This window comes from Thermoleptolyngbya sp. M55_K2018_002 (assembly GCF_015295965.1).
In the GTDB taxonomy this organism is placed as follows: domain Bacteria; phylum Cyanobacteriota; class Cyanobacteriia; order Elainellales; family Elainellaceae; genus Thermoleptolyngbya; species Thermoleptolyngbya sichuanensis.
Window position 1 is genome coordinate 20391 of record NZ_DVEA01000303.1, and the last position, 13097, is coordinate 33487.

Consider the following 13097-nt stretch of genomic DNA (forward strand, 5'->3'; position numbering starts at 1 on the left):
ACTCACCCCAGAAGGGGGCTAGGAACCGCTGGAGGCACTGGAAAGGGCTGTGATCAGGGCGTTAACCGCTGGACTCAAATTAGAAAGAACGATGACAGAAGCTGTTGCAATGATGATCGTTGTCGCCATTCGCACCATGCCATCAGTTCCCCTCTGATAGACATCAAACTTGTAGTCCAGCTTTTCAAACTGGTTTTCCAGTTGTTCAAGCCGATTGTCAAGCTGCTCAAACTTTTGATTCACGTCATCTCGAAACAGAATGAATTCGTCTCGAAACTGAACCAGGGCATCTCGAATATCGCTATTGCTTGGGTTATCCGGGACTTGCATGATTTCATTGCTGCGCTAGACCTAGCCTAACTCATTCCCTCAAAAGATCTAATCCGTCAAAACACCACTATGGGCAAACCAACCGGCTTTATCGAATATCTTCGCGAAGCACCCACCGAACGCGAACCGGGCGATCGCATTCGCGACTGGAACGAGTTTCATAACCCCATGCCGGAGGAGCGGCTCCGCACCCAAGGGGCCCGCTGTATGGACTGTGGCATTCCCTTTTGCCATACGGGAATGCTGGTCAGCGGCATGGCCAGCGGCTGCCCTATCAACAATCTGATTCCCGAATGGAATGACCTAGTGTATCGTGGGCTGTGGCGCGAAGCCCTCGATCGTCTCCACAAGACCAACAATTTTCCTGAATTCACGGGGCGTGTCTGTCCTGCTCCCTGCGAAGGTTCCTGCGTGCTGGGCATCAACAATCCGCCCGTCACCATCAAAAACATCGAGTATTCCATCATCGAAAAGGGCTGGGAAGAAGGCTGGATCACGCCTAAACCGCCCGCCCACCGCACCGGGAAAAAGGTGGCGATCGTTGGCTCTGGCCCGGCTGGACTAGCCGCCGCCGATCAGCTTAACCGCGCTGGCCACTGGGTGACGGTGTTTGAGCGGGCCGATCGCCCCGGTGGGCTGCTGATGTACGGCATCCCCAACATGAAGCTGGATAAGGAAAAGATCGTGCGGCGGCGGCTGGATCTGCTGGAAGCCGAGGGCATCGAGTTTGTCTGCAATACGGAAATCGGCAAAGACCTACCTGCTGAAGCGCTGCTGAAGGACTATGACGCGGTGCTGCTCTGCACGGGCGCAACGAAACCGCGCGATCTGCCGATTGAAGGGCGGAACCTGAAGGGGATTCACTTTGCAATGGAGTTTCTCACGGAAAATACCCGCGCTGTTCTCGACAAACAACCCGGCAAAGACTACATTTCCGCAGCCGGAAAGGACGTGGTGATTATCGGCGGCGGGGACACGGGAACCGATTGTGTGGGAACGTCGATTCGCCACGGCTGCAAGAGCCTGGTGCAGCTTGAGATCATGCCCAAGCCCCCACAGGAACGCGCCGCCAACAACCCCTGGCCGGAATGGCCCAAGGTCTACAAAATGGACTATGGACAGGAGGAGGCGGCGGCCATGTTTGGGGCGGACCCACGCACGTACCTCACCACCACCACGAAGTTTGAAGGGGATGAAAACGGGAACGTAAAAGCGATTCACATTACGCAGGTGGAATGGACAAAGAACGACAAGGGTCAGTTCATTCCCCAACCCATCCCAGGCACGGAAAAAGTGCTGCCTGCTCAACTGGTGCTGCTGGCAATGGGATTTCTGGGGCCAGAGCAACCGCTGCTCGACTCCCTGGGCATCGAGCGTGATCCCCGTAGCAATATCAAAGCTGCCCACGGTCAGTTCACCACCAGCATTCCTGGCGTGTTTGCCGCAGGCGACTGTCGGCGCGGACAGAGCCTAATTGTCTGGGCGATCAACGAAGGGCGCGGCGCAGCGCGAGAGTGCGATCGCTACTTGATGGGCAGCACCGATCTACCGTAAAGCAGTAAAGCAGGAGAGGTCAGGCAGCTTAACGCCCGCAGCCTCTCCTGCTCCGCCTCCCCGCACTACTCATCAACCCACCAATTCCTATGGACACTCCCTCCCCTCGCACGGTCTATCACAACCTCCGGCTGCTGGAACAGGTCAACGCTGCCACCAGCGCCGTCTATCGCCAGCTTGCTCAGGAAGTCATTGCTGATCCGAATGTGGATCTGGCCTGGCGACAGGCGATCGCCAATCGGCTGCATCAGGCGAATCACCAGCTTGGGCAAAAAACCGTGAGTAAAGGCGACAGCTACTAGCCTGCGAAAGATTACGCAGTTGGACGATTTCTCGCGGGTGCAGCCCGCGAGAAATCGTCCAAACCCCAGAAAACTTAATCGCAAGTTCGTAAGTCCTAAATGAGATGATGGGATCAGGAAATCAGGCAGGGGGAGAATGATGAGAGCCGTGTTCTGTTTCGTTGGGATGCCAATACTTCAGCACTCTGTCCCCCTGTCATCGCCTTTCCCCCTCGCCTCCTCCCTCCATCTGCCCCTCTCCACTCGCCGCCCGCGCATTGCGCCGCATCATCTCCGGCTTGATTCGCCGCAGCGCCGAAGCCGTCGTGCGATCGCCCCATTCTTCGTCCGAGATCTCGGCTAGTTCCGCCAGCGCGGGGTTGACGTGCCAGGGATAGGGATGAAACTCGGTCACGTCCGTCGGTTGGGCGAAGCGCTGATTCCAGGGGCACACGTCCTGGCAGATGTCGCACCCTGCCACCCAGCCATCGAGCTTGTCGGCAATATCGTTGGGCAGTTCTGCGGCGCGATTTTCGATGGTGTGGTAGGCAATGCAGCGGTTGGCATCGACCACAAAAGGTTCCACAATTGCGCCTGTGGGACAGGCCTCGATGCAGCGGGTGCAGCTTCCGCAGTGCTGCGTGTGGGGCGTATCGGCTGGCAGCGGCAGATTCGTTAGCACTTCGCCCAAAAACACCCAGGAACCATACTCACGGGTAATCAGGTTGCTGTTTTTGGCAATCCAGCCCAGCCCGGCCTGCTCCGCCCAGACCTTATCTTGTATCGGGCCCGTATCAGCATAAAAGCGCGTCTGAATCCCGTCGCCCTGGGCCTCCAGCCAGCGACACAGCGCCTTTAGCTTTTTATGCAAGACACGGTGATAGTCGCGCCCCCAGGCGTAGCGCGAGATTTTGGCCACTCCCGGCGCAGTTGACCGCATTTGATTCACGTAATAATTTAGCGCCACGCAGATCACAGACTGCACCTCCGGCAGGATCTGCCGCAAGTCCTGTCGTCGGGGGTTCGCCATCCACGCCATATCCGCGTGATAGCCCTGCGCCAGCCAGCGGTTCAGCCCCGCCGATTCCGCTGCGGCAGTTGCGACAGAAGCAATGCCGACTTTGTGAAACCCCAACTCTAGCGCGGCCTGTTTCACCCGTTCTGCTTGGCTCAGGTCTGGACTTCGCGCAGGAGGGGTCATGGGGAACTCACTGCCGGAGTAGCGTTGAGATTGAGGTTTTCCAAACTGGCGCTGTAGGTAATCCATTGAGGTTTGCCAATTTGAATCTGATTTGCTTCAAATGCTTGACGAACGCGCAGCCGAAATTCGCGGCCGACGCTCCATTGTTCTAGCGGAAGTGTCTTAATCCACACTCGCACCAGCATCCCCGTATGATCGAGTTCATCAATGCCTAAAACATCAGGAGATTCTATCAGGCGATCGCGCCACCCAGGCTCGTTATAGAGGTCTTCCGAAACCTGTTTTAGCACTTTCAGAACCTTCACTGGATCATTCTCATAGGCGACGATAATTGAGAAATCGACTCGTGACCAGAGGCGCGTCAGATTACAAACATTAGTGATGCTGCTATTGGGAATGGTAATCAGCTGCCCCTCACCGTTACGGAGTTGAGTAACGCGCAAATTCAGCCGTTCAACCAGTCCACTTTTGTCCCCAATTTTCACCACATCCCCAACGGCAAACTGATCTTCGATCAAAATAAGACAGCCGTTTACCAAATCTTTGATCAGGCTTTGAGAACCAAAGGAAATAGCTAAACCAATAACCGCGCCACCTGCCAGAATGGAACTTGTTGGAATATTAAATAAGCCCAGCGTCCAGACAATTCCAGCCAAGATTAAAACGAAGGTAATTAGCCCCTTCAGGGCCTCGGAAATTGTCTTGGTTCGTAGGGCAATACGCTGGGTTTCACCGATTGGTAAAAGCCCATTGATTTTCCAGGAAAATAGAAACCGATCAATTAAGCTGCGGCTAATACGAATGAGTAAACTAATGCCAAACCAGATTGCCAGTAGGGCAAGAGGGGTTGCCCAAACGTAAACGCTCCATCGCATCAAAAGCGGCACAGTTGATATAATTCTGGCAATGCCGACATACCACATCAAAATGAAAATCCAAAACAGCGCCCACTTTAGAAACTTGTCAACATCTAGCTGTCGTTTGACGCTAAACTGAGCCTGCAAAGCTTCTAAAAAATGCGATCGCATTTCTGCAATTTCTCGTGCTTCTGATTCTTCTCCTTCTGGCAAATCGGACGAGACATTTGTGATTATTGGCGCGTTACGCTGATGCGTTTTTTCTGCACTGGCGATCGCCGCAAGTTGCTCCTCATAGTGGGCTTCTAATGTCTGCTGACGACGAGTTAAAACCCGCTGCAAAAACCAGATTATGCCACTGGCCAAGAGCAACCCCAGAAAAAGCTGAAATGCCCGCCTCAATCGCTGCAAGATCACCTTCTGGGAAGTTAGCTCCTTAAAGCGAACCATTTCGTCTTGCAGAATTTTTTGCCATTCCTCTGCTAGTTCATCCAGCGGTTTGCCATTCCAATCCGAGTCGGGTTCGGTAACGGTGACCAAGCGAATCGGGCGCGTGGTTTGGTCATCACTGATTTGCAAAATCGGGCGATTGTTGAGGATAGCAATTGTCACCTTGGGGGTTTCTTTGGCGTTGGCGGCTCGACTCAGCACGCGCCACAGTCGCGCATTTATCTCCTGCGCTCGCACTTCCACGGGCAAGCGATTCTGCGGCACATCTTCCCGGTTAAAAATCGTTGGAGACGTGACTTCAAATAACCATTTATTGTCAAGTGGAGAGCGAATGGGGGCAGTCTCGTATTCTCCGTGGCGGCTGACACCATCGGGTGGGCTAAAAGCCGGATTTGACAATCGCGTGGGCAGGGAGGGCAGTTGCCCCAGGGCAGGGGATAGAGGCAGGGTCAATTCTCCGGCGATCGCCAGCCCGCAACTCAACAGGCTTATCAGCGCAAACTGGAGAGCGGCTTGGACAGCGCGAGAAGCAAAAAACTGACGCATAAGTTTGCACAAGACCCCGTAAAATCTCGTGTCAGCAGCATCTATTCCACTACTCTAAGGGCGGATGCAGATCTAGAAGGCATCACTCGAGCCTGAGAATTGGAACCCGCCGCTATTGGGCATCGGGGCTAGAAAAGGTTGCCGCTGGCAAGTTGGGAACCAGAATTACAGTATCATCTCTGGTCTGAATTTCGTAGAACACGCGGCTTTCTCTAGAGGCGCAGCACAGCGGATCGCTAGGTTCGTAGCGATTAAACTGGGCACTCAGTCCGTCTGCACCAGACAAATCCACGCTAAAGACGCTGCCATCCGTTCGGGCGTCCATCAGGATGGGCGACAGCGTGCCCACAAATGCACCTTTTTTAAACACAAACACCTGATAGCGGAGGGGGCGACACATCCCGTCAGCGTTGGCCATGCCTGTGATTACGGTTGTATTGTTGAAAACCTGAGCGGCTCCGGTCAGCGTCCAGCCCGCAGCCTCCACCAGCGCATCTTCGGGCAGTGTTGCCTGTCGAAACGATTGCGTACAATACTCCAGGTTGCTACCGCCCTCTAGCTGGGGAGCGGCAGGGATGGCAGCACCGGGCTGGTTCCAGTTGGGCATATTTTCGTCCAGCCAGGAGCCGCTAGGGTCGGGTGGAGGGGTTTGGGCGATTCGCGAAGCGATCCCTGCGGGAATCGCCCCCGATAGCCCAGTCACCCAAGCCAGAAATACAGCGCTAAAAAGGGAAGTAGAACGACGCATAGGGTTAGTTTTTACAAGAATTTCCTTACAAGAATTTCCAAAGGGAGTTGGAACGGAAATTAAGCAGCAATCTGATGTCAGCTAAGACGACAGCGGCATGAAAGCTGGCTTTGCTGATGTCGATACCTAAACAAATCGTGGATGTCATCGGAGCATCCCTGAGGGAGGGGCGATTGCACTCCCGGTGCTATCCTTGTCGATCCGGGTTGGTTCATGATGCTGAACACCCGTTATATCGTCCAGTCTGCTGTTGGCAATCTAAACTGAGGGCAGGAGGCTCTTTAATCTAGGCAGCGAGCTTTGAGCTTGAGGGCGTGTCCAGAGTCACTCCTGCTACTTCCATCCAAAATACAAGGGCGTGTTTTAAAGCTCTTTGATCTCCCCTAGCCCCCCTTAAAACCTTAAGAAGGTGGGAACCGAGCCGAACCACCCCGGAACTCCCCCTTATTTCTAGCGAAGCGGCGCGTAAGCGCGGGGATTTAAGGGGGATCGACTCAAGACAATTAACGACCTAGAAAGTTTTAAGACACTGCCTAATGGGCTGCGCTGCCTACAGGCTGATTTTCGGGGTGGGGAGTGGAGATCTGTCCCCCTGGTTCATGCTCGACTACAAACACGTTGGAGTAAAGGTTAGCAATGATTTGCTGCCCCTGCTGCGTCAGTGAAAGATACTTTAGACCATCTTTCACATAGGGATAGACTCCGTTCCAATAGAACTTGGGATAGTTTGCCCGTAGGTCACCTGGATGGCGATAGCCCAGCGCCTTGTTCACGCCTGTTTCTTCAAATTCGTAGTAGAGCGCCCCAATTTTTTTGAGATAGCGGGGATCGCTCAACTGACCAATTAAATCCGCAGCCCGCACCAGCCCTGGATAGTGTATCGTATCTTGGTGGTCATCGTCGTGGGGCACTGGAAAGCGGGTTAGCTCGATGTTGCGCTTTACAATAGCAGAGTCGATCTTTTGGTTGCCGCCAAACCGCTCGTCGATGAAGAGCTTGGCACGATCGACGTGGTAGGGCGTGAGGGCTGCATCGGACGATCCTGGCGGTAGGCTGATCATTTCGCCGTTTTGCCCGGTGGCATACCAGCCTTCGCGATCGCTCCGACAGACCCCTTTCACGTAGCCAATATCGTGGCACACTAGCGACACAATGAAATGCAGCCAGTCATCGGGTGAAACGCCACCCTCGCGGATGTGTTTGCCACGCAAAATTTCCTGACCCACCAGCGTCACCAGGATCGTGTGTTCGATGTTGTGATAGAGCGCGTCGCTGTTGGCAATGTTCTCCAGCGCCATTGCCCCGACCCAGCCGATAATATCTTCATAGCCAGCATTGAGACCGCCATAGGTATGGTGATATCCCTCTTTGAGCTTGGTCACAAAGTCAGAGATTAGGAGTTCAGTAGCGTTAAACATTGCGAATCGCTCACAGCGCTACAAGACAGCAGGAAGAAAGGCAACAGCGATAAAGACAACAGAACACTAAGTATTCGGAAAGTATTCGGACAGGAGGCAACTTAGAAACTGTTAGATCTTGACTGTTAGATCAGAGTACCCACTTCTACGATATAGATACCGTAGCGTACCTAGCGGCAGATGGGGGTGAGATGGAGCAGCCGGGGCGATCGCCCGCATCACCAGCATTGTGATCTGAGATCACGTCTTGCAGATGAGAGGTCGTACCCCTTAACCCGCGCCCGCGGCACTCCCTCCGTTCCCCAATGCTCGATAGCCGCAAACACAGATGTTGCTCCCGTCTCCATATAATCAACCCTTTATTCAAAATAGACGAATAGAGTGAGGTCAGCGAGCAATTTCCACTCTATTTTCAACTATTTTTTAGAATAGGAGGAATTACCTTGAGAAATAGCCGCAATCTGTTCTGTTTAGTCTGCTTGGACTGAATTTATGATGATTTGTTGCATGGGCGATCGCTCATTTTGATAGCACTCGCTCATACAAACTCATCTATTTGTAAACAGCCTCCCCTTGTAAACAACCTCCCCCATCGCCTGATCAGGGGTCAGAATGCTATCCTAGAAGTCTCCAAAAATGCGGGTGTAGTTCAGTGGTAGAACGTCAGCTTCCCAAGCTGAATGTCGTGGGTTCGAGTCCCATCACCCGCTTATAACCTAAAAGCCCTGAAGCTGAAGAGTTCCAGGGCTTTCAAGTTTTTCAGAGAAAGGGCGAAAATGGTTCATGCGTTCTAAATCACTGTCTAAGATTGGGGCATGATTGGGCATTATCCAGAGAGCCTGTATCCAAACCTGCATTCAAAAGAGTTAGCACCATGAATCAACTGCGATCGCCAGCAATTTCACGCTCCCCAGTCGGCAGGCTTGCGCGGTCTCGGCGAGAAGTCCTTGGCTTTTTGGGAGGCGTTGCGGGTACGGCGGTGTTTGGGTGTTCCCGTCAGCCGGAGGGGTTGCCGCCCGTTGCGTCTTCTGGCTTGGCGAAGGCAGATGACCTGCTCGATTGCATTGTGCGGCCCCAGCAGACGGCGGGGCCCTTCTTTGTCGATACGCAGCTCAATCGGGCTGATCTTCGCACTGACCCTGCCACAGGGCAGATCAGTGCGGGAGTGCCGTTGGGGCTGCTTTTTCAGGTCTTTCAGGTGGACAGCTTTCAGCCGGAAGGTTCCCGCAGGTGTGTGCCGCTGCCCAATGCTTTGGTGGATGTTTGGCAGTGTGATGCAGCGGGCGTATATTCTGGCGTGCGCGATCGCCAGTCAGACACCACAGGTCAGGCATTTCTACGGGGCTACCAGCGGACTGATCAAAACGGTGTGGCTGAGTTCCTGACTATCTATCCGGGTTGGTATCCTGGCAGAGCCGTTCATATTCACTTCAAGATTCGCACCGCGTCTCCCTCAGGGGCGATCGCCCCAAGCAGCTATGAGTTTACCTCCCAGCTTTACTTTGACGATGCCCTGACCGATCGAATTCATCGCCAAACGCCTTACACAGCCAGGGGGCAGCGGGCCCAGCGGAATCATCAAGATGTGATCTTCCAGTTTGGCGGAGCGCAACTCCTGCTGCCTGTAGCGCAGACCGATCGGGGGTATTTCGGCAGATTTGGGATTGGGTTAGAGATGGGCTAAACCAGGGCTAAACTAGGGCTAAACTAGGGCGGGTAGGGCGATCGCATCTCTGCAATAGCTGGCTAGATGGGGCGATCGGTAGCCGTCCTGCGTCCACAGGATAGGGAAGAAGGATTCATCCAGGGTGCTGTCGTTAATCCGCTTGTAGCGACCGTAGATATAGCCGGGGGGAACGTCGCTAAACCGTGCTTCAGAACTGATCGTGTGAATGCCCAGGCTGCGGCGTGGGGTGGTTTCACTCAGGTTTTTGCCAGAGCCATGCCACAAAAGCCCGTGGTGGAAGGCGCAGCCCCCGGCGGGGATTGTCAGGGGCACAATGTCTGGCTCGCTGACCCCGGCTGCTTTTGCGGTTTCCAGCATGGCCCAGCGATAGTCTTTTTGGGGTGCATGAAACTCTCCCGCGACCTCAAGCAAAGGCCAGCGGTGGGACCCTCGCACATACTGAAGCGTGCCCGTTTCCAGGCTCACATCATCCAGCGCAATCCAGCAGGTGACCATTTCGGCGGGCGTGAGATAGTTGATGTAGGCTCCGTCCTGATGCAGGGCAATCTCCTTGCCGCCACCGGGTGGTTTGTGCCAAAGGCTATCCTGGCCGATGCGTGCCCCTGGCCAGCCCGCCAGTTGGGCGCTGATGCGGCCGACCTCTGCTGATAGAGCGACACTGGCAATCGTGCGATCGCTCTTCCACGCATTGCAAATTTCGCGGGTCACGTCTGGCAGGCTCAGCCCTGGTCGCCAGTGCCACTCGTCGGGGTAGACCGTCGTTTCAAACTCACCCCGAAACAGCGGCTCGATGCGATCGCGCAACTGCTGCACTAGCTCCAGATCGATAAACTGCTCCAGAATGATAAACCCGTCTGTCTGGAACCGTTGAATGTCGTCCTCAGTAATCTGAAGGGGAGAATAAGCCATACCGCAGAAAGTCCGAGTGAAACGTGGGGGGAATCGAGCCTGTTTGGATAACCAGCAGGACAGGCCCCCGGCATCGAGGGCCACTGTAGCGCTGCCTGCCCACTCTATTTGTGAAATTCGCTACGGTCTGCGGGGGCCAAGTTCCGCACAATGGAGTGCGTCTGTTTGTGCAGGATTATGGAATTTTCAACGCTAACGCCGGGGCAGCTTACGATTGCCGCCAGTGATTTTGATGCTCGCCCGATGAGCTACCTTAAAAACGGCGAGCGGCTGGGGTATGAACCCGCTGTGGCCCGGGCGGTGTGTGCCAAGCTGGGGCTGGTGCCCGTGTGGCAAAATCTGCCCATGTCTGAGTTCTATTCGACGTTGCACGCGGGTCAGTGTGATGTGGTGTGGTTTAACCAGGCGGTGACGGCAGAACGCCTCAGCCACAGCCGCTTTACCCGGCCCTACGGAATCTATGATGAAGCGGTGATCGTGCGGGCCGATAGCCCCATCCACACGGCGGCTGATCTTCGGGGAATGAAGCTGGGGGGACTGGCGGATAGCACCAATCTGGCGCTGGGGGAGCAATTTGCCGACGTGACGCTGGTGCCGTTTCCGGGGAGCGATCAGGTGTTGCCGGAGATGCTGGCGGCGCTGCGGGCGGGCGAGATTGACGCATTAGTGGATGATGAACTGGTGCTGATCACGGCGGCCGAGGCTGACTCGTCGCTGCGGCTGGCGTTTACCGTGGAAACGCGGCATCCGTTTGCGATCGCCCTCCGACCCGCCGATGCAGCCCTGCACCACGCGCTAGACCAGACTCTAGAGGCGCTGCTGAGTGACGGTACGCTGGCGGCGCTATGGAGCCAGTGGATTCCCTGGCGACCGTTTCCGTTTGTGTAGCGGGGGCTGTGATGCAACAGACTTGGGTGTCTGCGACAGACCCTGCGACCGACCTGCCTGCGCCCCTCGCGCCCGTTGTGGCGGAGTATCGGGTTGCACCAGGAACGGCGATCGCCTATCCAGTCAAAGCGGGTCAATTTATCCAGATTATTGACGTAGACGGCAGCCAGTGTTCAGATTTTCTGGCTTTTGCGGGCGAGGGCTATGGGGAGGAACTGGACGGCACCGTGACGCGCACGCTGCTGGGCCTGGCGATGCCCCAAGTGGGTTTGTTCAGCCACTATTTTTCTCAGCAGATGCGGCCGCTAGTGGAGATGGTGCAGGATACCTGCGGTCGCCATGATAGCTTCATGCTGGCCTGCACTCGCCGCTATTACGAAGATGCAGGCTATCCGGGTCATCCCAGTTGCAGCGAAAATTTTAATCAGGTGCTTGGGCCCTACGGCATTGCGCCCCGGTTGGGCTGGCCTGCGATCAATTTCTTTTTCAATACTGAGGTAGATAGCACAGGCGCAATTATCGCCGGAGAGGCCTGGTCACGACCGGGGGATTATGTGCTGCTGCGGGCACACCAGGATTTGCTCTGTGCTAGTTCGGCCTGTCCCGACGACATCGACCCTGTGAATGGCTGGCATCCTACGCCTATTCACGTCCGCATCTATGGGGCGGAGTCTTCGTTCTCCAGGCTGAGGGGCCATCGCGCTGCGCCCAGTCTGCCGCTGCGTCTGACGCAAGACAGCGCCTTCACGCCCCGCATCCGAGACCTGACGCGACATCTGGCAGACTACAACGGCTTTTGGGTTCCCCTCTCCTATCCTCAGCAGGGCAAGGCGGCGGACTATTGGGCCCTGCGGGAGCGGGTGGCGGTGATGGATCTGTCGGCGTTGCGAAAGTTTGACCTCACGGGGGCAGATGCGCTGGCGCTGCTCCAGTGGGTGTTTTCGCGCAATATTGCCCAACTGGCGGTGGGGCAGTCGGCCTATGGCTGCTTGCTCAATCCCCACGGGGGCATGGTGGATGATGGAATTGTGTTTCGCTTGGGGGAAGCGGCTTTTCGCTATGTGGGCAACTGCGACACCGATGCCCTGTGGCTGCAAACCGTTGCCCAGGCCCAGGGTTTTGCGGTGGAGATCAGGCCGACGAGCGATCGCCTCCATAACTTATCCGTGCAGGGGCCCCGCTCCCGCGACTTGCTGACTCCGCTGATCCGGTTCGACCCCCAGTGGGGCCTCTCGACGCTGGCGGAACTGGGCTACTTCCGCTTTGCCACGGGGACGCTGGAGGGCATCCCGGTGTTTATTTCGCGCACGGGCTACACGGGAGAGTTGGGCTATGAACTGTTTGTAGACCCCCGCGACGGATTGGCGCTGTGGGACGCGATCATGGAGGCGGGCAAACCCTTTGGGCTGTTGCCGATGGGGATGGAGGCTATCGACTGTGCCCGTATCGAGGCGGGGTTGCTGGCGGCGGGACGGGAGTTTAATGACCTGATTTCGCCCTATCAGGCGGGGATTGGGTGGAGTGTGGCGCTGAAGAGTAAGGGCGATTTTATCGGTCGGGCGGCCCTAGAAGCGCTGCGATCGCGCCCCCCCTTCGTCGCGGTTGGGCTAACCCTGGCGGGGAATGAGGTCGCCTGTGGCGGGCAGGGGGTCTATGCCGCAGGGCAGCCCTGGCGGATTGGGCAGGTCACGAGCGGGACGTTTTCGCCTGTGCTGAACCGCAGCATTGCGATCGCCCAGATTGCGCCGGACTATGCTCAACTGGGAATGGTCGTTGAGGTTGGCTTTTTGGATGGTATCAAGCGGCGCGATCGCGCAACGGTCGGCCCCCTTTCCCCCTACGACCCCACCAAAAGCCGGGTCAAAGCATAGTCAGCGAACTCCGACTTTCGATGTTCCGCGACGCTTGTATCTCTAGCTCCATCTCCACCTTTTGGTGTTCCGCAACACTTGTATCCCCATCTCCATCTACGCTGCGTTCTATGCCCCCCGCCCCCTCAACCGATCGCACGCTCTGGGACTTTGCTGGAATTGACGGGCTGCAAGTTGCCCGCTACCTGTTTGGCGAGTCCATTGCCCACATCAGCCCGTTCCAATCCCTGACCACGGCGCTGCAAGGCTATCCCTGCGCTGTGCTGCGGCTGTGTGAAAACAACTTTCGGGTTGCCTTGCCCCAGGCATTGGCGCTGGACGGGCTGATTCGTCCGCTGCCCTGGCGGGTCTGGGTGG

12 protein-coding genes and 1 tRNA gene are annotated in these 13097 nt (G+C 56.0%); 7 read left to right on the forward strand and 6 right to left on the reverse strand.

The features are described from left to right. Positions 1-18: 18 nt before the first annotated feature. Positions 19-330, reverse strand: a complete 312-nt coding sequence (locus IGS51_RS15440; protein WP_297079548.1) for a hypothetical protein — start codon at positions 328-330, stop codon at positions 19-21. Positions 331-399: 69 nt separating this feature from the next. Between IGS51_RS15440 and IGS51_RS15445 the strand changes: the two genes are divergently transcribed. Together IGS51_RS15445 and IGS51_RS15450 are read left to right on the forward strand one after the other, a co-directional pair. Beyond that, entirely contained in the window at positions 400-1884 is a 1485-nt protein-coding gene (locus IGS51_RS15445; protein WP_297079550.1) for a glutamate synthase subunit beta, read from the forward strand. A gap of 89 nt (positions 1885-1973) precedes the next feature. Beyond that, positions 1974-2186: a hypothetical protein gene (locus tag IGS51_RS15450; protein WP_172357993.1), complete on the forward strand. Its 213-nt coding sequence runs from the start codon at positions 1974-1976 to the stop codon at positions 2184-2186. Between the two features lie 196 nt (positions 2187-2382). Here the strand turns inward: IGS51_RS15450 and queG are convergent, their stop codons facing one another. From queG to IGS51_RS15470, 4 genes are all read right to left on the reverse strand, one after another. Beyond that, positions 2383-3366 (reverse strand): tRNA epoxyqueuosine(34) reductase QueG, encoded by a 984-nt coding sequence (gene queG, locus IGS51_RS15455; RefSeq protein ID WP_297079552.1) that lies wholly within the window; start codon positions 3364-3366, stop codon positions 2383-2385. Next, entirely contained in the window at positions 3363-4763 is a 1401-nt protein-coding gene (locus IGS51_RS15460) for a mechanosensitive ion channel family protein (RefSeq protein ID WP_297079554.1), read from the reverse strand. Before IGS51_RS15460 ends, queG begins: the two co-directional genes overlap by 4 nt. A 568-nt stretch (positions 4764-5331) precedes the next feature. Next, positions 5332-5967, reverse strand: coding sequence for an LppP/LprE family lipoprotein (locus IGS51_RS15465; RefSeq protein WP_297079555.1), 636 nt, complete (start codon positions 5965-5967; stop codon positions 5332-5334). Between the two features lie 533 nt (positions 5968-6500). After that, positions 6501-7385, reverse strand: coding sequence for an Npun_R2479 family HD domain-containing metalloprotein (locus IGS51_RS15470; RefSeq protein WP_297079557.1), 885 nt, complete (start codon positions 7383-7385; stop codon positions 6501-6503). Between the two features lie 638 nt (positions 7386-8023). Here IGS51_RS15470 and IGS51_RS15475 point away from each other — a divergent pair. Both IGS51_RS15475 and IGS51_RS15480 read left to right on the forward strand, forming a co-directional pair. After that, a tRNA-Gly gene (locus tag IGS51_RS15475) sits at positions 8024-8095 on the forward strand. Between the two features lie 164 nt (positions 8096-8259). Further along, a complete protein-coding gene (locus IGS51_RS15480) occupies positions 8260-9069 on the forward strand; it encodes an intradiol ring-cleavage dioxygenase (RefSeq protein WP_297079559.1) in 810 nt (269 codons plus the stop codon). An 18-nt stretch (positions 9070-9087) separates the two neighbouring features. On the opposite strand, the gene IGS51_RS15485 is transcribed toward IGS51_RS15480, so the two are convergent. Beyond that, positions 9088-9981, reverse strand: coding sequence for a phytanoyl-CoA dioxygenase family protein (locus tag IGS51_RS15485; RefSeq protein ID WP_297079561.1), 894 nt, complete (start codon positions 9979-9981; stop codon positions 9088-9090). Between the two features lie 177 nt (positions 9982-10158). On the opposite strand from IGS51_RS15485, the gene IGS51_RS15490 reads away from it, so the two are divergent. The 3 genes from IGS51_RS15490 to IGS51_RS15500 form a co-directional block, all read left to right on the forward strand. After that, complete coding sequence (locus tag IGS51_RS15490; RefSeq protein ID WP_297079562.1) at positions 10159-10869, forward strand: ABC transporter substrate-binding protein; 711 nt, start codon at positions 10159-10161, stop codon at positions 10867-10869. An 11-nt stretch (positions 10870-10880) separates the two neighbouring features. Next, entirely contained in the window at positions 10881-12740 is a 1860-nt protein-coding gene (locus IGS51_RS15495) for a DUF1989 domain-containing protein (RefSeq protein ID WP_297079563.1), read from the forward strand. A 110-nt stretch (positions 12741-12850) separates the two neighbouring features. After that, the coding region (locus IGS51_RS15500; protein WP_297079565.1) for a hypothetical protein at positions 12851-13097 on the forward strand (247 nt) is incomplete at its 3' end.